The organism is Halomonas sp. DP1Y21-3 (assembly GCF_019801245.1).
GTDB lineage: Bacteria > Pseudomonadota > Gammaproteobacteria > Pseudomonadales > Halomonadaceae > Halomonas > Halomonas litopenaei.
In genome coordinates, this window is record NZ_JAHVJM010000006.1 from 217790 (window position 1) to 237671 (window position 19882).

Annotated in this window: 20 protein-coding genes; 18 read left to right on the forward strand and 2 right to left on the reverse strand. The window is 66.0% G+C overall.

Annotated features, from left to right (window positions below):
• Window positions 1–135 precede the first annotated feature (135 nt).
• The 3 genes from KUV74_RS17565 (at window position 136) to sppA (ending at window position 3466) form a co-directional block, all read left to right on the forward strand.
• Window positions 136–1362, forward strand: a complete 1227-nt coding sequence (locus KUV74_RS17565) for a bifunctional alpha/beta hydrolase/OsmC family protein (protein ID WP_045993401.1) — start codon at window positions 136–138, stop codon at window positions 1360–1362.
• A gap of 158 nt (window positions 1363–1520) precedes the next feature.
• The gene (locus tag KUV74_RS17570; RefSeq protein WP_108447678.1) at window positions 1521–2165 is read left to right on the forward strand and encodes an HAD-IA family hydrolase; all 645 of its coding nucleotides are present in this window, start codon (window positions 1521–1523) and stop codon (window positions 2163–2165) included.
• Window positions 2166–2233: 68 nt separating this feature from the next.
• Complete coding sequence (sppA, locus tag KUV74_RS17575) at window positions 2234–3466, forward strand: signal peptide peptidase SppA (protein ID WP_261395547.1); 1233 nt, start codon at window positions 2234–2236, stop codon at window positions 3464–3466.
• On the opposite strand, the gene KUV74_RS17580 is transcribed toward sppA, so the two are convergent.
• Window positions 3454–4074 carry a Maf family protein gene (locus KUV74_RS17580; RefSeq protein WP_108132680.1) on the reverse strand — a complete coding sequence of 207 codons (621 nt, stop codon included), beginning with the start codon at window positions 4072–4074 and terminating at the stop codon, window positions 3454–3456. The genes sppA and KUV74_RS17580 overlap by 13 nt on opposite strands.
• Window positions 4075–4224: 150 nt before the next feature.
• Here KUV74_RS17580 and KUV74_RS17585 point away from each other — a divergent pair, with 150 nt between their 5' ends.
• The 15 genes from KUV74_RS17585 to KUV74_RS17655 all read left to right on the forward strand — a co-directional run bounded on the left by KUV74_RS17585 (window position 4225) and on the right by KUV74_RS17655 (window position 18128).
• Window positions 4225–4758 carry a YceD family protein gene (locus KUV74_RS17585; protein WP_045993405.1) on the forward strand — a complete coding sequence of 178 codons (534 nt, stop codon included), beginning with the start codon at window positions 4225–4227 and terminating at the stop codon, window positions 4756–4758.
• 25 nt (window positions 4759–4783) lie between these two features.
• On the forward strand, window positions 4784–4954 hold the full coding sequence (rpmF, locus tag KUV74_RS17590; protein WP_010627954.1) for a 50S ribosomal protein L32: 171 nt from the start codon (window positions 4784–4786) through the stop codon (window positions 4952–4954).
• Window positions 4955–4988: 34 nt separating this feature from the next.
• Window positions 4989–6062, forward strand: coding sequence for a phosphate acyltransferase PlsX (plsX, locus tag KUV74_RS17595; RefSeq protein ID WP_083970469.1), 1074 nt, complete (start codon window positions 4989–4991; stop codon window positions 6060–6062).
• A gap of 9 nt (window positions 6063–6071) precedes the next feature.
• Entirely contained in the window at window positions 6072–7019 is a 948-nt protein-coding gene (fabD, locus tag KUV74_RS17600) for an ACP S-malonyltransferase (protein ID WP_045993431.1), read from the forward strand.
• 60 nt (window positions 7020–7079) lie between these two features.
• A complete protein-coding gene (gene fabG / locus KUV74_RS17605) occupies window positions 7080–7823 on the forward strand; it encodes a 3-oxoacyl-ACP reductase FabG (RefSeq protein ID WP_045993432.1) in 744 nt (247 codons plus the stop codon).
• A 121-nt stretch (window positions 7824–7944) separates the two neighbouring features.
• On the forward strand, window positions 7945–8178 hold the full coding sequence (gene acpP, locus KUV74_RS17610) for an acyl carrier protein (protein ID WP_021820799.1): 234 nt from the start codon (window positions 7945–7947) through the stop codon (window positions 8176–8178).
• A 266-nt stretch (window positions 8179–8444) separates the two neighbouring features.
• A complete protein-coding gene (fabF, locus tag KUV74_RS17615) occupies window positions 8445–9683 on the forward strand; it encodes a beta-ketoacyl-ACP synthase II (RefSeq protein WP_108447679.1) in 1239 nt (412 codons plus the stop codon).
• Between the two features lie 3 nt (window positions 9684–9686).
• Window positions 9687–10505 carry an aminodeoxychorismate lyase gene (gene pabC, locus KUV74_RS17620; RefSeq protein ID WP_222516974.1) on the forward strand — a complete coding sequence of 273 codons (819 nt, stop codon included), beginning with the start codon at window positions 9687–9689 and terminating at the stop codon, window positions 10503–10505.
• Between the two features lie 106 nt (window positions 10506–10611).
• Complete coding sequence (gene mltG / locus KUV74_RS17625) at window positions 10612–11616, forward strand: endolytic transglycosylase MltG (RefSeq protein ID WP_108447681.1); 1005 nt, start codon at window positions 10612–10614, stop codon at window positions 11614–11616.
• A gap of 32 nt (window positions 11617–11648) precedes the next feature.
• The gene (gene tmk / locus KUV74_RS17630) at window positions 11649–12329 is read left to right on the forward strand and encodes a dTMP kinase (RefSeq protein ID WP_222516975.1); all 681 of its coding nucleotides are present in this window, start codon (window positions 11649–11651) and stop codon (window positions 12327–12329) included.
• On the forward strand, window positions 12320–13321 hold the full coding sequence (locus tag KUV74_RS17635; protein WP_108132685.1) for a DNA polymerase III subunit delta': 1002 nt from the start codon (window positions 12320–12322) through the stop codon (window positions 13319–13321). Before tmk ends, KUV74_RS17635 begins: the two co-directional genes overlap by 10 nt.
• A gap of 106 nt (window positions 13322–13427) precedes the next feature.
• Window positions 13428–14264, forward strand: a complete 837-nt coding sequence (locus tag KUV74_RS17640) for a TatD family hydrolase (RefSeq protein WP_045993410.1) — start codon at window positions 13428–13430, stop codon at window positions 14262–14264.
• A gap of 95 nt (window positions 14265–14359) precedes the next feature.
• Entirely contained in the window at window positions 14360–14950 is a 591-nt protein-coding gene (locus KUV74_RS17645; protein WP_124804368.1) for a DUF1285 domain-containing protein, read from the forward strand.
• A complete protein-coding gene (locus KUV74_RS17650; RefSeq protein WP_222516976.1) occupies window positions 14950–17154 on the forward strand; it encodes an ATP-dependent helicase in 2205 nt (734 codons plus the stop codon). Before KUV74_RS17645 ends, KUV74_RS17650 begins: the two co-directional genes overlap by 1 nt.
• Before the next feature lie 113 nt (window positions 17155–17267).
• The gene (locus KUV74_RS17655) at window positions 17268–18128 is read left to right on the forward strand and encodes a sulfurtransferase (RefSeq protein WP_045993413.1); all 861 of its coding nucleotides are present in this window, start codon (window positions 17268–17270) and stop codon (window positions 18126–18128) included.
• A 201-nt stretch (window positions 18129–18329) separates the two neighbouring features.
• Here the strand turns inward: KUV74_RS17655 and KUV74_RS17660 are convergent, their stop codons facing one another.
• Complete coding sequence (locus KUV74_RS17660) at window positions 18330–19589, reverse strand: dicarboxylate/amino acid:cation symporter (protein ID WP_222516977.1); 1260 nt, start codon at window positions 19587–19589, stop codon at window positions 18330–18332.
• Between the last annotated feature and the right edge of the window lie 293 nt (window positions 19590–19882).

A 19882-nucleotide genomic window follows, 5' to 3' on the forward strand; every position in this document is an offset into this window, starting at 1 on the left:
CTGGCGGACGTGGTGAGCCCGCGCCGGGCAGGCGAGCCAGGTTGCCAAACGATCGTCCTCGGCCAAGGATTCAGGTAAGGCATCGGCGGTTTGTGCCGGCGATGCGCCCATGAGTCTTCGGAGGGTAGGACGGTCATGCGTGTCATCAGCGAAAGAGAACAGTTTCCCGGTCACGACGGCAACCAGCTGGCGGCGAGGTTCGACCGGCCGGAGGTGGGTGAGCCCCAGGCGGTGGCGATCTTCGCCCATTGCTTTACCTGTACCAAGGATATCCTCGCCGCCAAGCGTATCGCCGCACGACTGGTGTCGCGGGGCGTGGCGGTATTGCGCTTCGATTTCACCGGTCTTGGTCATTCCGAGGGTGAGTTCGCCAATACCCATTTCAGCTCCAACGTCGATGACCTGGTGGCCGCCGCCAAGCATCTCGAGGGGCGTGGGCTGTCGCCGTCTCTGCTGGTCGGTCATTCGCTGGGCGGCGCGGCGGTGATCGCCGCCGCCGAGCGACTGCCCGGGGTCAAGGCGGTGGCCACCGTCGGGGCGCCTTACGACCCGGCTCATGTGGTGCATAACTTCGGCTCGAACCTCGACGTCATCGAACGCGAAGGGGAGGCCGAGCTGGTCCTGGCGGGTCGTCCCTTTACCATCCGCAAGGCCTTTATCGAGGATCTCCAGAGTCAGCGTCAGCACGAGCGCATCGAGAACCTGGGGCGTCCGCTGCTGGTGCTGCACGCGCCCAACGACGAAACGGTGGAGATCGAAAACGCCTCGGCCATCTTCACCGCCGCCCGTCATCCCAGAAGCTTTGTTTCGCTGGATGACGCCGATCATCTGCTGACCCGGCCCCAGGACGCCGAGTACGCCGCCGAGGTCATCGTCGGCTGGGCGTCGCGCTATCTGGGCCTGGAGGCGCCGAAGCCCCCCGCGGGAGCGCCTGAAGGCGTCACCCGAGTATCCGAAGCCGATCCTGCAGGCTTTCGTCAGGATGTGGTCGCGGGTGCGCACCACCTGCTGGCCGACGAGCCGCTTTCCTACGGTGGGACCAATCTCGGTTTTACGCCGTACCAGTTGCTGGCGGCGGCGCTCGGCTCCTGCACGGCGATGACCGTGCGCAGCTACGCCAGGCGCAAGAAGCTTCCGCTCGATGATGTCACCGTGGACGTCTCCCATGACAAGATTCACGCCAAGGATTGTGGCGAGTGCGAGGCGACCAGTGGCAAAATCGACCACTTCGAACGTGTCCTTTTCCTGACGGGGGATCTCGACCAGGAGGCCCGCGACAAGCTCTTGGCCATCGCTGACCTGTGTCCGGTGCATCTGACGCTGGAGGGCAAGGCTAGGGTGGTGACTCGGCTGGCAGACTAGTCCTGACGGGCGCAGGCCGCTGTCACTGTTAGTCGTGGCGTCTGGTTCTCTGGTGCTGCGCCGAGCCGGTCTGCGTGCTTGAGTGACCCATCATCGGGGAAGAGGCATTTATCCATGGGCGATGGCGTGGACGCCGTCGTCTCTCGAGGAGTTGTCTCTTGCGCTATGACCTGACCATCTTTGACTGGGATGGCACCCTGATGGATTCCATCGCCCGGATCGTATCCTGCATGCAGGCGGCTGGCCGCGAGGCCGAGTGGGGCGAGCTGGGGGAGGGCGAGATTCGCGATATCATCGGTCTCGGCCTGCCGGAAGCCATCGCCACACTGTGTCCGGGTATCCAGCCGGAGCAGGCCGAGCGTTTGAAGGCACGCTATGCCTGGCACTTCGTCGAGGGTGATGCCACCCCGGTCACCTTCTATCCCGGCGTCGAGGCGGGTCTGGCCTCGCTATCCTCGACCTCGGCGCTGGCCGTGGCCACCGGCAAGAGCCGTCGCGGGCTCGATCGTATCTTCCGCCAGAGCGACACCGGTCGCTTCTTTCGTGCCAGTCGTACCGCCGACGAGACGCGTTCCAAGCCGGATCCCCTGATGCTGGTCGAGCTGCTCGAAGAGTGCGGCGTCGACGCCTCCCGCGCCGTCATGATCGGCGATACCGAGTACGATATGGAAATGGCGCGTGCCATCGGCATGCCGCGCATCGCTGTCTCGTATGGTGTGCACGATGTGCAGCGGCTGTCGCGCAGTGAGCCGCTGTTGGTGGCGGATCGCTTCGATCAGGTGCTGGATCACCTGGCTGGCTAGATCGCGTCGATCGTCTGGCAAATCGTTTTCTATTCCTGGTTGTCGCCAGGCTTGCAAGGAGTGGTGGGATGTCGGATACCCCCAAGGATGACCCCTGGACCCAGGGGGAGATGTCGTCTTCCAGCGGCAAGGGAGCGGCGGCAGCCGGCGGTAGTGGGCCGGACAAGAGCGGCGGCAGCGGGCCGGCTGAATCGTCCGGCGGCAGCGGGCCGGCTGAATCGTCCGGCGGCAGCGGGCCGGCTGAGCACGGCGGCAGCGGGCCGGCTGGATCGTCCGGCGGCAGCGGGCCGGCTGAACCCGGCGGCAGCGGGCCGGCTGAATCGTCCGGCGACAGCGCCGAAGTATTGCGGGAGCGCCAGCGCCTTGCCCAGATCGAGAGCATGGACCGCTGGATCCAGAGCGTACTCGTCGAGCAGCGGCGCAGTCGGCGCTGGAAGCTGTTCTTTCGTTTCGCCTGGCTGGCGCTGCTGCTGGGAGTGGCGGCGCTGGTGGGCTTTGCACTGCTGATGGTGCCTGGCGATGAGCGAGAGCAGGCCAGGCATCTTGGGGTGGTCAAGGTCGACGGTGTGATCGATAGCGAGTCGCCGGCCAATGCCGAGCGCCTGATCGAAGGTATCGAAGCCGCCTGGGAGTCGCCCAGCAGCGCCGCGGTGGTATTGCATATCAACAGTCCGGGCGGCAGTCCGGTGCAGTCCCAGCGGGTCTACAAGGCGGTGATGGCCCTGCGCGAGCGCGGCGACAAGCCGATCGTCGCGGTGGTCGAGGACCTGGGGGCCAGCGGCGCCTATTACATGGCGTCTGCGGCGGACGAGATTGTCGCTGCGCCGTCCAGTCTGGTCGGCTCTATCGGCGTCATCTACGCCGGCTTCGGGCTGGAGGGGGCCATCGATGACCTGGGTGTGGAGCGGCGCGTCTTCACCGCAGGCGACAACAAGGCCTTTCTCGATCCCTTCTCCGAGATGCGTCCCGAACAGCAGGCGTTCTGGCAAGAGGTGCTGGATACGACCCATCAGCAGTTCATCGATGCGGTCAAGGCAGGGCGCGGTGATCGTCTGGCCGATGATCCCCGGATCTTCAGCGGCCTGATCTGGACCGGAGAGCAGGCGCTGGAGCTGGGCCTGGTGGATCGCCTGGGTACCCTGGACGAAGAGGCCCATGAATGGCTCGACCAGCCACGAATCAAGGACTACACCCCATCCCAGGACCCCTTCGACCGCCTGGCTCGGCGCTTCGGTGTGGGCGTGGCCCAGTGGATGGGGCTGCCGCAGGCGTCATCGCCGGTGCGTTATCAGTTGCCCTGATCGCCGTTCGCGACATCGGTGGCGGATGCCGCCAGGGGGTCGGCGCCAGCCTCGCGCAGCCACCGGCACAGCAGAATCAGAGGGAGGCCGATCAGACTGTTCGGGTCGTCACCCTCCAGGCGCTCGAACAGGGTGATGCCGAGACCCTCCATGCGAAAGCTGCCAGCGCACTGAAGCGGCTGCTCGCGGGCGACGTAGGTGCTGATCTCGGTGTCGGTGAGACGGCGAAAGACCACGTCATAGTGCTGGTAGCCGACCCAATGGCGATGCTCGGCGGTGTCGAGCAGCGCCAGTCCGGTGACAAAACGCACCCGTTGCCCCGAGAAGGCTCGCAGTTGTGCGCAGGCGCGCTCCTGGGTGTGGGGCTTGCCCAGGATCTGGTCGTCGAACAGGGCTACCTGGTCGGAGCCGATGATCAGGTGGCGCGAGTAGGCGTCGGCCAGCGCTTCGGCCTTGGTCAGCGACAGCCGCTGCACCAATGATGTGGGCGTCTCGTCCGTGCCGCGGGTCTCGTCGATGTCCGGGCTCGCCCAGGAGAAGGGCAGGCCCAGCCGTTCAAGCAGTTCGCGGCGCCAGGGTGAGCTGGAGGCAAGCACCAGTGGGGTCATGCGTCCTTCCTTGCAATGTGTGGAGTCGTGTCGGGGAGGCCCGCTATGGGCAGGTTGTGCTCGTCGGGTTCGAGCGGATCCCGGGACATGGTAACCTATTGAGCACAGGGCTTTGACAGGGGCGGAACGAGTGCCTATCATTGCGCGCCTATGTTGACCTCACGATTGCCCGGCCGGGTCGAGCCCTACAAGCTCGCCGCCCAAGCCGAACACCTCGAAGGCCTGGTGGCGCTGGCCGACATGAGCCGCCTGACCGAAGAGGTCGGCGCTCAACAGGGCGATGCCAGCGCCTGGCTGGAATTCGCCATCGACGCTCAGGGGCGTCGGGTGATCCGGGGGCGCCTGGAGGCCGATCTGCAGCTGCCGTGTCGCCGCTGCCTCGAGCCCATGGCCCAACATGTCACGAGCGACTTCCTGCTCGGGCTCGTCAGCAGTGACGACCTGGCCGCCGATCTGCCGAGCACCCATGAACCGGTGCTGGTGGAGAATGAACAGCTGGACCTGCTGGGTGTGGTCGAGGATGAACTTATCCTCAGTCTGCCCCAGGTGGTCTACCACGACGAGTCAGAGTGTCCTGTCTCGCGCGACCAGCTGAGCAGCGGGGCGGATGCCGAAGTCTCGGAAGCGCCCTCTGGCAGTCCCTTTGACGTGCTCAAGCGCCTCAAGGGCAACACCGATACCTGATCGATTTTTTGTGGAGTGATTTCCCATGGCAGTTCAGCAGAACCGTAAGACCCGTTCCAAGCGCGGCATGCGTCGTAGCCACGACGCCCTGAGTGCACCGACCCTGTCCCAGGACAAGGAGACCGGCACCACTCACCTGCGTCACCACGTCTCCCCGGACGGTTTCTATCGCGGTCGCAAGGTCGTCGACGTATAAGTTGACGACGCCTCGATAGCGCCTGGCCGCCGGGATGCGGATTGCCGTAGATGCCATGGGCGGGGACAAGGGTCCCCGCGCCACCGTGGCGGGGGCGGCCAGGGCAGTCATCGAGGACCCGCAGCTCGACATTCAGCTGTTTGGCCCTGCGGGCCTGCTGGATGACGAGATTTCACGCCTGCCGCGGCCTCTGGCCGCGGCGGCGTCGCATCTGCACCTGTGTGACGCACCCGATATCATCCCCGCCGATATGCGCGCCTCTCAGGCGCTGCGCCGAGGTCATGCTTCAAGCATGGCTCGCATGCTTGACTGTGTGGCGGCGGGTGAGGCCGATGTCGGCGTCAGTTCCGGCAATACTGGCGCCTTGATGGCGCTGTCGCGCCGCGCCCTTGGCATGGTTCCGGGCGTGCCGCGCCCGGCCATCAGTACCGCGATTCCGACGCGAGGCGACGGACGCTGCTATTTGCTTGATCTGGGTGCCAATGTGGATGTGTCGGCGGAGCGCCTGGTGGACTTCGCCCTGATGGGCGATATCATGGCGCGCCACGTCGACGGTCTGGCGGCTCCGCGGATTGCCCTGCTCAACGTTGGGGTGGAGTCGACCAAAGGCTCCTTGGCGGTACAGCAGGCCGATGCGGCACTGCGCCAGGTGGCCGGGATCGACTATCTTGGCTTTATCGAGGGCGATGGCGTGTTTGCCGGTCAGGCGGACGTCGTGGTCTGTGACGGCTTTGTCGGCAATGTGCTGCTCAAGGCCAGCGAGGGCCTGGCCAAGATGCTGGTCGGTCGCGTCCAGGCGACCTTCGAGGCGCACTGGGGGAGTCGGCTGGTGGGGATGCTGGCCCGTCCAGCGCTCAGACGATTGAAGAGTGAACTGGATCCGGTTCGCTACAACGGCGCCAGCCTGCTGGGGCTGGCGGGTATTGTGATAAAGAGTCATGGCAGCTGTGACGCTCAGGGTTTTTACTACGCCCTGAAGCGCGCCTCCCAGGAGGTCAGCCGTGACTTGCCGAGCCGGCTGGAGGCCGAGCTCGACCATCGTCGTCCATCTTCCGGTCCCTTGTCAGGGGGCAGTGTGGATATGGATGATGGCCAACAAGAGCTATAGGTGATCAAGATGACTCAACCGCTTGCCCTTATCTTCCCTGGGCAGGGGTCGCAACAGGTCGGCATGCTGCGCGATCTGGCCGAACGCTACAGCGTGGTGAGGACGACCTTCGAGGAGGCCTCGGAGGCGCTGGGTTACGACCTGTGGCAGGTGGTCCAGGAAGGTCCTGCGGAGGCGCTCAATGCCACCGCTTGCACCCAGCCGGCACTGTTGGCCTCCAGTGTGGCGATCTGGCGCGTGTGGCAGGAACTCGAGGGCCCGCGCCCCGGTGCCATGGCCGGCCATAGTCTCGGCGAATACAGCGCCATGGTGTGCGCCGGCGCGCTTTCCTTTGCGGAAGGGGTTCGTCTGGTTCGCCTGCGCGGCGAAGCCATGCAGCAGGCCGTGCCGGCCGGGCAGGGCGCCATGGCAGCGATTCTCGGTCTGGACGACGCGGCCGTCGAGCAGGCCTGCGCCAAGGCGGCCGACGGGGACGTGGTCTCTGCTGTCAACTACAATGCTCCCGGGCAGGTGGTGATCGCCGGCAGCAAGGCCGCCGTGGATCGTGCCATCGCCGCCTGTCAGGAGGCCGGGGCCAAGCGCGCGATGCCGTTGCCGGTATCGGTGCCTTCCCACTGTGACCTGATGCGGCCGGCTGCCGAGCGGCTGGAGCAGGCGCTTGGTGATATCGAGCTCAAGGCGCCGCGCTATACCGTGGTGCAGAACGTCGATGCCCAGGCCCATGCCGATGTGGCCACCCTGCGCACTCGCCTGATCGAGCAGCTCTACCAGCCGGTGCGTTGGGTCTCCTGCGTCGAGAAGATGGTCGACGGCGGTGCCGAGGTGTTCATCGAGTGCGGGCCCGGCAAGGTCCTCACCGGCCTCAACAAGCGTATTGCCCGGGGCAGTCGCGGACTGGCGGTGAATGATCCCGACAGTCTCAGTGCAGCCCTTGAGCTGGCTCGCGAGATCAACTGATCGAAAGCCTCCTGGCCCGGCGCTGTGCCGGGCGACAACGACGAAGCAATGGAAGTGACCATGACAACCGAGCCTAGAGTCGCCCTGATTACCGGGGCCAGCCGCGGTATCGGCCGTGCCATCGCCCACGAGCTGGGGCGGCAGGGTCGCATCGTGATCGGCACCGCCACCACCGATGCCGGTGCCGACCGCATCGATGCGGACCTCAAGGAGCAGGGGTTTCAGGGCGCAGGGCGCCGCCTAGATGTCACCGATCCGACCAGCGTCGAAGCACTGCTGAAGTCGATCAATGACGAGTTTGGTGCGCCGACCATCCTGGTCAACAATGCCGGTATTACCCGTGACAATCTGCTGATGCGAATGAAGGAAGATGAGTGGGATGGTGTACTCGACGCCAACCTCAAGTCGGTCTTTCGCCTCAGCAAGGCGTGCCTGCGTGGCATGAGCAAGGCTCGTTGGGGCCGTATCGTATCCGTCAGTTCGGTGGTCGCCACCATGGGCAACGCCGGCCAAAGCAACTATGCTGCCGCCAAGGCGGGCATGGAAGGCTTCACCCGGGCGCTGGCGCGCGAGGTGGCCTCCCGTGCCATCACCGTCAACGCCGTGGCGCCTGGCTTTATTGCCACCGACATGACCCAGGCGCTGTCCGAGGATCAGCAGACGATGCTCAAGGGGCAGGTGCCTCTGGCGCGTCTGGGGCAGCCCGAGGAAATCGCCGCGGCGGTCGGGTTCTTGACCAGCGATAGCGCAGCCTATATCACTGGCGAAACCCTGCACGTCAATGGCGGGATGAACATGCGCTGAATGCGCTTCCTGCGTGTGTTGCGTCGACCCGAAGGGGTCTATAAACTACCCCGCAGTTTACTTGCGGAATTAACCAGCTGGTCATCAGAACGGCTAACGTGAACGACTGGAGTATGTCTAAATGAGCACCATCGAAGAGCGCGTGAAGAAAGTTGTGGCAGAGCGCCTGAACGTCAAGGAAGAAGATATTCAGAACTCCTCTTCCTTCACCGAGGACCTGGGCGCTGATTCCCTGGACACCGTTGAGCTGGTGATGGCGCTGGAAGAGGAATTCGATACCGAAATTCCTGATGAAGAAGCCGAGAAGATTACCACCGTTCAGGAAGCGATCGACTACGTCAACGCCAACCAGTAAGACCGGCTCGGTGTTCCGAGTCAGTCTGCCGGTGGCGGCGATGGCCGCTTGCTGAAAGGCGGGGATGCAATCCCCGCGGAAGCCGTCCTGGTTCGCCAGGGCGGCTTTTGCGTGTCCAGGCCTCGAAGGCAGGGTCCTGTGCCAGCCTTCCCGGTAAAGCCTCGGCGCCGGGGGGAGCACAGCGGCCTGTGTCTCGGGTATAATGCGCGCAACCGACGGTCCTCCACAGTTGGGCCGTAACTTTTTGGATGTCTGGAGGAAAGCTGATGTCTCGTAGAAGGGTAGTGGTGACGGGTCTCGGCCTGGTCACACCGGTGGGCAACACCGTCAAGGAAAGCTGGGACAGCATCCTGGCCGGCAAGAGCGGTGTGGCGCCCATCGAGCACTTCGATGTCAGCGGCTTCAACACGCGCTTCGGCGGTTCGGTGAAGGACTTTGATATCAGCCCCTACCTGAACCCCAAGGATGCCAGGAAGATGGACCTGTTCATCCAGTACGGCATTGCCGCGGGGGCTCAGGCCATCGAGGACGCCGGTATCGAGTGCACCGAGGAAAATGCCGATCGCATCGGCGTGGCCATCGGCTCGGGAATCGGTGGGCTGCCGATGATCGAGCACAACCACAACGCGCTCAACAAGAGCGGTGCTCGGCGTATCTCGCCGTTCTTCGTGCCCGGCTCCATCATCAACATGATCTCGGGCAATCTGGCGATTCAGCACGGCTTCCGTGGTCCCAATATCGCCATCACCACCGCCTGCACCACCGGCACCCACAATATCGGCTACAGCGCCCGCACCATCGCTTACGGCGACGCCGACGTGATGGTCTGTGGCGGTGCCGAGATGGCGACCACACCGTTGGGGCTGGGCGGCTTCTCCGCCGCGCGGGCACTGTCCACCCGCAATGACGATCCCCAGGCGGCCAGTCGCCCCTGGGACAAGGATCGCGACGGCTTCGTGCTGTCCGACGGCGCCGGCGTGGTGGTGCTGGAAGAGTACGAACACGCCAAGGCACGTGGGGCGACCATCTACGCCGAGCTGATCGGTTTCGGCATGAGCGATGATGCCTACCACATGACCCTGCCGCCGGAAGACGGTCGCGGCGCGGCGGCCTCCATGGCCAACGCGATCAAGGACGCCGGTATCGACGCCAGCGAGATCGACTACATCAACGCCCACGGCACCTCGACCGCCGCCGGTGACCTGGCCGAGAGCCGGGCGGTGGAGAAGGTCATGGGCAGCGCCGCCGAAAGCGTCGCGGTCAGCTCCACCAAGTCGATGATCGGCCACCTGCTCGGCGCCGCCGGTGCGGTGGAGGCGGTCTTCAGCATCCTGGCGATTCGTGATCAGGCGCTGCCGCCCACCATCAACCTGGACAACCCCCAGGAAGGGTGCGTGCTCGACTACGTGCCGCATACCGCCCGCGATGCCAAGGTCGACGTGACCCTGTCCAACTCCTTCGGCTTCGGCGGCACCAACGGCACCCTGGTGTTCAAGAAGGCCTGATGGATGAATAGGCCGTCCGAGCCGACATTGCCCCTGAGTGACCGGGGGCTGGCCTACGGCGATGGCCTTTTCGAGACGGTGCTGGTTCGCGACGGCACGCCGCTGTTGTGGTCTGAGCACCTGGCACGACTGCTGAAGGGCTGCCGGGTGCTCGACCTGCCCCCGCCCCGTACAGAGGCCCTGGCATCCGCCCTCGCTGGCGCGGGGCCGGGGCTTGGTGTGCTCAAGCTGGTCTACACCCGGGGCAGCGGTGGACGGGGCTACGCGCCGCCGGCGTCCTCAGACCCCAGGCTTGAGGCGCTGTGGTCGAGCTTCGCACCCGATCAACAGCGTTGGGCAGCCGGGGTCAGGGTGCGTCGCTGCCGCCTGCGCCTGGCACGCCAGCCCGTGCTGGCCGGGATCAAGCATCTGGCCCGTCTCGAGAACGTGCTGGCACGATCCGAGTGGCGGGGCCCCGCTATCGCCGAGGGGCTTCTCGAGGATGATCGAGGCCAGCTTGTCGAAGCCACCGCCATGAACGTGTTCTTTCTCGCCCGGGGCGCCGAACAGGTATCGACCCCGCCGCTGGATCAGTGTGGCGTGGCAGGTACCCTGCGGGCCGCCTTGCTGGAACAGGGCGCGGTGGTGGAGGCGCCGTTGCTGGCCGACGAGCTTTCGTCCTGCGAGGCTGTATGGCTTGGCAACAGCGTCCAGGGGGTGTGGCCCGTCGCGCGGCTCGACGACAGCGAAGGGCAGCCCCAGCATGGCTGGGAGCTGAATGATGTCCATCGCGCCTTTCAGCACCGAGCCCACCGCCTGCTGGGGTATGCCGGGGCCGACTGAGTCACCCGGGCGCTTCCAGCCGGGGTGCCTGCATCCGCTTTGCCGTACTATTCTGACCGCTTCAGACAAGCGCCGTGCGCCGGCGCGACCAGACTAAGGAACTTCCATGCGCACCGCGCTCAAGGTCTTGCTCACTCTTGTCGTCATTGCCGCTATTGGCGGCTACGGCGCTTATCACTATTGGCAGACGCGTCTACAGGCCCCGATCACCCTCGATGAACCGATGCTCTACGAGGTGCCGCCCGGGGCCGGTTTCAATCGGGTGGTGGATGATCTCGAGGCCCAGGGTGTGCTGGCCGACGCCTGGGCCTTCAAGCTGTTGACGCGAGTGGAGCCTGATCGTGTGCCGTCGCTGAAGGTCGGCGAGTACTCGCTGGAGCCAGGCATGAGTGGCATGCAGGTACTCGATAAGCTCGCCAGCGCCGAGGTGGTCACCTACAGCGTGACCATTCCCGAGGGCTGGACCTTCCAGCAGATGCGCGCGGCCCTGGCCGAGGCCGAGAAGCTGGCCCACGCCAGTGCCGAGATGAGCGACGACGAGATCATGACGGCGCTGGGCCACGAGGGCGAGCATCCGGAAGGGCGCTTCTTCCCCGATACCTACACCTACCACAAGGGGGTGGAGGATCTGGAGATTCTGCGCCAGGCCAATCAGAGCATGGAGGCCCTGCTTGAGGAGGTGTGGGCCGATCGCGCCGAGGATCTGCCCATCGATACGCCGTATGAGGCGCTGATCATGGCCTCGCTGATCGAGCGTGAGACCGGCGCCCCCGAAGAGCGGCGTCAGATTGCCGGGGTGTTCAAGCGCCGCCTGGAGCGTGGCATGCGGCTGCAGACCGATCCAACGGTGATCTACGGCATGGGCGATCGCTTCGAGGGCAATATCACTCGGGCCGACCTGCGCGAGGCCACCCCCTACAACACCTACGTGATCGATGGCCTGCCGCCGACCCCGATCGCATTGCCGGGGCGGGCTGCACTGGAGGCCGCCGTCGACCCAGAGGAGGGCGACACCCTGTACTTCGTCGCCAAGGGAGATGGCACCCACCACTTCTCCCGCACGCTGCGTGAGCACAATAACGCCGTCAATCGTTATATTCGGCGCCGTTAACGCGGACGTCTCCCGAACCAGGAGTGGTATCCATGACGCAGACACGACCGGCCGAGCCCACCTCCGGCGCACGCGGGCGCTTCATTACCCTGGAGGGCGGAGAAGGCGTCGGCAAGTCCACCAACCTGGCCTTCGTGGTCGCCGCCCTCGAGGCGCGTGGCATCGAGGTGGTACAGACCCGCGAGCCTGGAGGGACGCCTCGGGCCGAGGCCATTCGCGAACTGCTGCTGGCGTCCAGCGACGAGCCGCTGGACAGTGACGCCGAGCTGCTGCTGGTGTTCGCGGCACGGGCCCAGCATCTTGCCCAGCGTATTCGCCCGGCCCTGGAGCGCGGCGCCTGGGTGGTCAGCGACCGCTTCACCGACGCCACCTTTGCCTACCAGGGTGGCGGTCGAGGCCTGCCGTTCGAGCGCATCGTCCAGCTCGAACGTCTGGTCCAGGGAGAACTGACGCCGGATCTGACGCTGTTGCTGGACATGCCGCTGGACGCGGCGGAGCGTCGCCTGGCGGGTCGTCTGGACCGCACCGGCACGCGCAAGGATCGCTTCGAGCAGGAGCGCCGCGACTTTTTCGAGCGGGTGCGCCTGGCCTACCTGGCCCGGGCCGAGCAGGCACCGCAGCGGATGGTCAGGATCGACGCTGACGCCAGCCTCGAAGAGGTGCAGCGGCGGATCACGCGGGTACTGGACGAGCGGGTGGCGCAATGGACGTGAGTAGTAGCGTCGCCCAGCCGCCGATGCCCTGGCTGGCGCCGCGCTGGCACGAACTGGTGCGGCTGATGGACGCCGGTCGTCTGCCCCATGCCGTGCTGCTGTCGGGCCCCCGCGGGCTCGGCAAGCAGTCCCTGGCCGAGGCACTGATTGCCCGCGCCCTGTGTGCCCGCCCAGGCGAGACCGCCTGCGGTGAGTGCCACAGTTGCCATATGCTGGCCTCGGGCTACCATCCTGACCTGCTTCGGGTGGCGCCGGAGGAGGGCAAGCGGATGATTCGCATCGACCCGATCCGTCAGGTCAATGGCTTCGTCTCCCAGACCGCTCAGCAGGGTGGGCACCGGGTCATCGAGATCCGTCCTGCCGAGGCGATGAACGTGGCCGCGTCCAACGCCCTGCTGAAGAGCCTGGAGGAGCCGGGGCAGGACACCCTGTTCGTGCTGGTCTCCGACATGCCGTCCCACCTGCTGCCGACGATCCGTTCGCGCTGCCAGCAGTGGACGCTCAAGCCGCCGGAACTCGAAGACTGCCTGGACTGGCTGTCGAAGGAACTCGGTTCCGAGGACGAAGCACGCTTCTGGTTTCGAGCCGCCGGTGGGTTGCCGCTGGCAGCGCGACAGCTTGCCGAGCCGGGCTCGCGGGCGCTGCGTCAACAGCTGCACGAGACCTTCGACGCCCTGGTACGTGGCGCCGAACCGGTGGCCGAGGCGGCCCGGCTGGACCGCCAGGCCATCGATGCCATCCTGTGGTACGGTATCGCCTGGCTGGAGGATCTGATTCGCCTGGGGCTTTCCGGCGAGCCTGAAGGCCTCAGAAACCCCGACCTGGCACCGCTCTATCGTCAGGCGGTGAAAAATGGCCGGGTGCGCGACTGGTTCCGCCTGCTCGACTACGCCCGTGAGCAGCGTCGGTTGCTCAGTGAAGGCGGCAATCCCAACCCGCAACTGGTGCTCGAGGCCTGGCTGGTCCGCTGGGCGGCCCTGTTGCGTTCCTGAGCGACGTCGTGTGCCCAGACGTCCTCCCCGGAGGCTCGCTGGCGTCTCTGATCATCGTCGCCGGTATTCGTCCCTGACATCCGTATTCAAGCCCCGAGAGATCTTCATGTTCGTCGATTCCCACTGCCATCTCGATCGCCTTTCTCCTGATACCCATGGCGGCGATCTGTCGCGGGCCCTGGACGCCGCCCGCGCGCGCGGCGTCCAGCAGTTCCTGGCCATCAGCGTGACCCTCGACGGCGTACCCGAACTGGCCGCAATTCGCCAGGCCCACGACGATGTGGTGATCTCCGCCGGGGTGCATCCACTGCATCAGGTGGAGCACGAACCCGGCGTTGCCGAGATTGTCGCCTGCGCCAAGGAGCATGGCGCCGTGGCCATCGGCGAATCGGGACTGGACTATCATTACGACAGTGTTCCCGCCGAGGTGCAGCACGAGCGTTTCGCTCGCCATCTGCAGGCCGCCACCGAGCTGTCGCTGCCGATCGTGGTGCATACCCGGGAAGCGAGGGAGGACACGCTCTCGCTGATTCGTCAGTACAGCGATCCCGAGGTCGGCGGGGTGCTGCACTGCTTCACCGAGGACCTCGAGATGGCGCGGGATGCGGTGCGCCTGGGCTTTTATATCTCCTTGTCGGGGATCGTCACCTTTCGCACCGCCGAGTCGCTGCGCGAGGTGGCCAGAAAAGTACCGCTGGATCGTCTGCTGATCGAGACCGACAGTCCCTATCTGGCGCCGGTGCCGCACCGTGGCAAGCCTAACGAGCCGGCCTGGGTGGTCGACGTGGCCCAGTGCATCGCCGACGAGCGAGGAATCAGCGTGGAAGAGGTGGCGATGCAGACCACCGCCAACTTCTACCGGCTGTTTCCCAAGGCCCAGCCTGCCGCCCCGGAGGACCTCAAGCAGGCCCTTCGCGACGCGGGCTTTGTGGACCAGGGCTAAGCGGGCTTTGTTGTGAACAGGGCCCACGGCCCCGGTCGGCACTGGCACCGGTCTGTTGGCCGGGCCTTGAGCGATAACTCGACGAGGTAGCCTCCATGCAACTCGATCACATCCTGAACGGCATCGCCGAGCTTGGTGAGCGCCCGCCCTTGTCCGACTGGCAGCCCGAAGCGAGTGGCGAGATGGACCTGGTGATCGCCCGAGACGGGCGCTGGATCCACGAAGGCAGTCCGATCCAGCGTCCTGAGCTGGTGCGCCTGTTCGCGCGCATCCTGCGACGGGAGGACGACGGCCACCACTACCTGGTCACGCCTATCGAAAAGTGGCGGATCAGCGTCGAGGACACCGCCTTCGTGGTATTGGAGGCCGAGCAGGCAGACGCTCAGCGGGAAGGCCAGTCAAAAGGCCAGCCAGAAGACCACGTAGACAAGCGCTGGTGGCTGACCACCAACGTCGGCGAGCGTATCGCCCTGGGTCATGAGTATCGACTGTCGCTGTCGACGACACCGGCGGGCGAGGAGGTGCCCGAGGTGTGCCTGCCCTATGGCGTGAGTGCTCGACTCGGGCGTAACGTCTTCTACCGTCTGGTCGAGCAGGCCGAAGCGTGCACCGAGCGCGGCGAGCTGGGGCTTACCAGCGACGGCGTGTGGCAGCCGCTGGGACGCCTGGAGGGTGACGCGCACTGATGGCTTCACCTGCATTGGAGCGGCTCGCGCTGACGCCCGAACAACGCTGCGTTGTCGCCCACCCGGCAGGCCACGCCAGGGTCGCGGCGGTGGCCGGAGCGGGCAAGACCACCACCCTGGTGGCCAGGGTGCTGCACCTGCTGTCCCACGGAGTCAGCGCCCGGCGCATGATGGTGCTGATGTTCAACCGCGCCGCCCGGGAAGACTTTCAGCGCCGTCTGGTGGCCATGGCCGAACCCGGTATGGAACTGCCGGAGGTGCGTACCTTTCACTCTCTCGGTCATCGTCTGAGTCAGAGCCTGACCCGCTGGGGCGCGCTGCCACGGCGCGAACTGCTGACCGCAGACTGGCAGCAGGAGCGACTGCTGCGCCAGGCGACCCTGGAGGCGTTGGCCCAGGTCGACGAGGATCGCGACGCCGCGCTCGAGCCCGATCGCATCGAGGAACTCGCCCACTTCTGTTCGCTGGTCAAGGCCGAGGTGATCGACCCCCAGTTGCTGTATGAGCGGCTCGAGCTCGGCGAGGGGACTCGCCACTTCGTCGTCGCCCACCAGTGCCTCGAGACCTTGCTGGCCGATCACGGCGTGATGACCTATTCGGATCTGCTGTATCGACCGCTGCTGGCACTCGAAGGTGATCCCGCGCTGCGCCAGCGGGTTCAGGGCTTCCTCGACCATGTGATCATCGACGAGTATCAGGACATCAATGCCGCTCAGCAGCGGTTGTTGGCGGTGCTGGCCGGCGACCAGGCCTCGGTGATGGCGGTGGGTGACGCCAACCAGTGCATCTATGAATGGCGCGGCGCCCACCCGGAGGCCATGCTCGAGAACTTTACCCGGATCTTCGGTGCCGCCACCGACTACCCCTTGTCGACCACCTTTCGCCATGGTCACGCCTTGGCGCTGGCCGCCAATCATGCCATCGCCGGCAACCCGCGTCGCCCGGACCAGCTATGCCTGGCGGCGCCCACCAATCCGCGTACCGAGCTCAAGGTGGCACGGGGCGCCAGTGCCTTCCTCGATGGACTCAAGCGCTGGGTGGAAGCCGGCCGTCGTCTCGACGAAGCCTGTCTGCTGGTACGTAGCTGGACCCTGTCGGTGCCGATGCAGCTGGCGCTGTTGCGCGAAGGCATTCCCTTTCGCCTGGCCCGGGAGGATCGCTTCGTCTTTCGCCTGCCGCTGGTGGAGGCTCTGGCCGGCTATCTATCGCTGGCGCTGTCGCCCGAGCAGCTGCGCGACCCCGGCGCGCTGATGCCGATGTTTGCCCAGCCGACCTGCTTCGTACCACGTGAAGTGCTCGCTGGCCTGGTTCAGCGCCTGGCCGACACCCAGACCTGGCCAGGGCCGGGCGACGCGCTGCTGGCGCGACTGAAGCCCCACCAGAAGCGCACCCTCAAGCGTCGCTGGCAACTGCTGTGCGAGCTGCCGAAGCTTGCCCATCTGTCCGCCGACGCGCTGCTCGAGCATGTGGTCGCGGAGGTCGAGGCGGAAAAGGTGCTCAAGCGCGCCGCCTCCCGCCGCGACAAGGGCGAGGAGGACGTGCGCCTGCTCGATGTCCTGATCGAGCAGGCTCGGGAGGTCGGCGACATCGCCACCTTTATCGAGCTGCTGCGACGCCCGGTGCAGAACCGCGACGAAGGGGTGTTGATCAACACGGTTCATGGCGCCAAGGGCCTGGAGTGGCCGCTGGTGATGGTGGGGGCGGTCAATGAAGAGGACTTTCCCCACTACAGTCGTGACAACCCGCTGTCCCCCGAGCGTCTCGAGGAAGAGCGCAGGCTCTACTATGTGGCCATCACCCGGGCCATCGAACGCCTGGTCATCCTCCACGATGGCGGCGATCATCGTCCCAGCCGCTTTATCCAGGAGAGCGCCTGCCGCGACGCCAGCGCCGTGGCCAGGGCGCTGTACCGATGCGCTGACGGAACCGAGCCCGAGGAGGTGAGCGTCGCCGAGCCGGCACTGGTGGGGCGCTATCTGAATGCCCTGGGGCAGCCGCTGCCGATCAAGGCGCTTGAGCGAGCGCCAGGCAATGGCCATTACCAGGTGGGTGAGCGCATTCGCCACGGCGTCTTCGGTGACGGTGAGGTCGCCTTGGTGGAAGGCGACCCCGCCAATCCGGTCATCGAGGTGCGCTTTGATCGTGCCGGCAAGCGCCGCCTGATCGCCCATCGCGCCCCGATCGAGCGGCTGTCGAGCGCCTGATCAGGGCGCGGGCCACTTGTCGAGACGCGCGAAAACGCTTCGATACGATAAGGCTCCGGTGCGAGAAAGCCTTGCGCCACCAGACAGTGTTCTGACATGAGAAGGAGTTCGTCATGACCCATCCCTTGATCGACGCCGATAGCTTGCGACACGCGCTAGACGGCGACACCCCGCCGCTGGTGCTGGACTGCCGCGTGCGCTTGAACGACCCCGAGGCCGGGGCGGCGCTGTGGCGTCAGGCCCATGTTCCCGGCAGTCTGCACCTGGATCTGGACCGTGACCTGTCCGGACCCAGGGACGCTGGCTCCGGGGCAGGCGGACGACACCCGTTGCCGAGCCACGCCGACTTCACCGCGACCCTTCGGCGACTGGGCGTTGCGCCTGAGCGCGAGGTGGTGGTGCTCGATGATGCCGGCGGCCAGCTGGCGGCGGCGCGGGCCTGGTGGATGCTGAGCGAGTGGGCCGGCCACCCGCGGGTGCGCCTGCTCGACGGTGGCCTCGCCGCCTGGGAGGGCATCAATGGCGACTGGGAGGTGGGGGAGGGTGCGCCTCCTGCGCCGTCGCAGTGGACACCCGAATTCGACGACAGTCGTTTCGTCGTCCTCGAGGAGATGGCGTCGACTGCGGCGCTGAAGGTGGACGCCCGGGCCGGTGAGCGCTACCGCGGCGAGGTCGAGCCGATGGACCCCCGAGCGGGGCATATCCCTGGTGCGGTCAATCGCCCCTGTAGCCTCAATCTCGACGACAATGGACGCTTCAAGTCGCCGGAGGCTTTAGCAAGAGAACTGCCCCAGACGTCGCAGCAGGATCCTGGCGTGATTGCCTACTGCGGCTCCGGCGTTACCGCCTGCCATGACATTCTCGCCTATCGCCTGGCGGGTCTGCCGGCCCCGCGGCTCTATGTCGGCTCCTGGAGCGAGTGGAGCGGCGATCCCGCACGCCCGGCCGAGACCGGCCCCGCCACCGCTTCCTGACGCCACTGCTGACGTCCCTTGCTGGCGCCGCCTTGTGGCGCCTACAGCGGTCCTTTAGCGTCAACACCATCAACGAGCACGGCCCCGTCATCAGGTGACGGGGCCGTGCTCGTTGGACTATCAGCATGTCGCTGAATCATCAGTACCTGGTCGAGGTGGGGCCTGGCTCTCCTGCGCAGCCGGGCCCTGTCGATTCATCGTCTAGCGGCCTGCCTCGCTGGCGCCTGTCTGGCCAGAGTCTGGGTGGGCGGCTGGGTGGGCGGCATGGTGGCGGCCCTCCAGACGGCTCAGCAGCATGGCGTTGGCGGTATTGCCCATCACGTTCAGAGAGGTGCGGAAGCCATCGGTGAAGCGGTCCACGCCGGCGACCACGGCGACGCCCTCCAGTGGCAGCCCTGCAGCCGACAGCACGGTGCTCATGGCCACCAGGCCAGCGCCCGGCACGCCAGCGGTGGAGAAGGATACCAGCAGGCCGGTGGTAAAGATGGTGGCGGCCAGGGTCAGGGTCACCTCGACACCGAAAAGCTGCGCCACGAAGAGCGCATTGAAGCCCTGGAGCACGGCGGCGCCGTCACGTTTGAGGGCGGTCCCGAAGGGCAGGGCGAAGGCGCTGAGCTGGTGTGGTGCACCGTAGGCCCGGGCATTGTTGAGGGCGATCGGCAGGGTGGCGTTGGAGCTGGCGGTGCCAAGGGCAAAGCTCAGGGCCTCGCCGAAGTGGCGCAGGTAGGCCATGGGGCGGGCACCTGTGATCGCCAGCAGGGCCAGATAGAACACCGCCATGGCGCCGATGGCCGCCAGCAGGCCGATCACGTACAGGCCGAGCTTCAACAGCAGGTCGAACCCCTGGGTGGCCACCACCGAGGCGATCAGCGCGAACACACCGATGGGGGCGAGCTTGAGTACCATCGACAGGATCTTGAGGGTCACGTCGTAGCCGCTCTGCAGCAGCGAGACCAGCGGCCGGCTCTGTTCCGGTAGCTGGCGGGCGGCCACGCCGACCAGGGCGGCGGCCAGGATGATCTGCAGCAGGTTGGCCTCGGCCAGCGCCTCGAAGGGGTTTTTCGGTACCAGGCCCACCAGCCACTGGGCCAGCGGGGTCGGGTCGCGGGCCTCGACGCCGGCGGCCTGAGCGCTGTCCACGCCGAGGCCCGGGGTCAGCCAGGCGGCCATGCCCATGCCGATGGCCAGGGCCACCGCGCTGGTCAGCACATAGAGCATCAGCAGCTTGCCGGCGTAGCGCCCGACGCTTTCGCTGCGATCGACCTGGGTAAAGCTCAGTACCAGAGCGCAGAACACCAGAGGCACCACGATAAACTGCAGAAGGCGCAGAAATACCTGACCCAGTGGGGTCAGCAGTTGTGTATCCAGGACGCCCGCCCACTGGGGCAGGAACAGATTGACGGCGCCGCCGGCCAGGATCCCGAGGATCAGGGCCAGCAGTATTTGACGGGTGTGGGCCATGGTATCTCCCTGTAGCGGCCTCGATCACGGCTGCCCTGTCGCTGTCCCTGGCCCTGGCCTGGAGTTCGGCCGGATAGGCCGATGACAAGGCGGGTGTTCGGCAGGGGGGGCGATCGATAAGGGGGCACACTATTAGGGCTCGGCGATGTCTTGGCAAGAAGCCCAATAGACCGATTTGTTATGACGTTAAGTGTATGCCCTGCAATAAAAAAACGGACGGGGCTGGGCCCGTCCGCTGAGGGTGTTGGCTAACGGGCGTGTCAACGCCCTGGGTCATGGTTGGGCCGCGTTCG

Coding starts and splice junctions, on each gene's coding strand:
- KUV74_RS17565 (WP_045993401.1), top strand. CDS start 136: ATGCGTGTCATCAGCGAAAGAGAACAGTTTCCCGGTCACGACGGCAAC.
- sppA (WP_261395547.1), top strand. CDS start 2,234: ATGTCGGATACCCCCAAGGATGACCCCTGGACCCAGGGGGAGATGTCG.
- KUV74_RS17580 (WP_108132680.1), bottom strand. CDS start 4,074: ATGACCCCACTGGTGCTTGCCTCCAGCTCACCCTGGCGCCGCGAACTG.
- KUV74_RS17585 (WP_045993405.1), top strand. CDS start 4,225: ATGTTGACCTCACGATTGCCCGGCCGGGTCGAGCCCTACAAGCTCGCC.
- rpmF (WP_010627954.1), top strand. CDS start 4,784: ATGGCAGTTCAGCAGAACCGTAAGACCCGTTCCAAGCGCGGCATGCGT.
- plsX (WP_083970469.1), top strand. CDS start 4,989: ATGCGGATTGCCGTAGATGCCATGGGCGGGGACAAGGGTCCCCGCGCC.
- fabD (WP_045993431.1), top strand. CDS start 6,072: ATGACTCAACCGCTTGCCCTTATCTTCCCTGGGCAGGGGTCGCAACAG.
- fabG (WP_045993432.1), top strand. CDS start 7,080: ATGACAACCGAGCCTAGAGTCGCCCTGATTACCGGGGCCAGCCGCGGT.
- acpP (WP_021820799.1), top strand. CDS start 7,945: ATGAGCACCATCGAAGAGCGCGTGAAGAAAGTTGTGGCAGAGCGCCTG.
- fabF (WP_108447679.1), top strand. CDS start 8,445: ATGTCTCGTAGAAGGGTAGTGGTGACGGGTCTCGGCCTGGTCACACCG.
- pabC (WP_222516974.1), top strand. CDS start 9,687: ATGAATAGGCCGTCCGAGCCGACATTGCCCCTGAGTGACCGGGGGCTG.
- mltG (WP_108447681.1), top strand. CDS start 10,612: ATGCGCACCGCGCTCAAGGTCTTGCTCACTCTTGTCGTCATTGCCGCT.
- tmk (WP_222516975.1), top strand. CDS start 11,649: ATGACGCAGACACGACCGGCCGAGCCCACCTCCGGCGCACGCGGGCGC.
- KUV74_RS17635 (WP_108132685.1), top strand. CDS start 12,320: ATGGACGTGAGTAGTAGCGTCGCCCAGCCGCCGATGCCCTGGCTGGCG.
- KUV74_RS17640 (WP_045993410.1), top strand. CDS start 13,428: ATGTTCGTCGATTCCCACTGCCATCTCGATCGCCTTTCTCCTGATACC.
- KUV74_RS17645 (WP_124804368.1), top strand. CDS start 14,360: ATGCAACTCGATCACATCCTGAACGGCATCGCCGAGCTTGGTGAGCGC.
- KUV74_RS17650 (WP_222516976.1), top strand. CDS start 14,950: ATGGCTTCACCTGCATTGGAGCGGCTCGCGCTGACGCCCGAACAACGC.
- KUV74_RS17655 (WP_045993413.1), top strand. CDS start 17,268: ATGACCCATCCCTTGATCGACGCCGATAGCTTGCGACACGCGCTAGAC.
- KUV74_RS17660 (WP_222516977.1), bottom strand. CDS start 19,589: ATGGCCCACACCCGTCAAATACTGCTGGCCCTGATCCTCGGGATCCTG.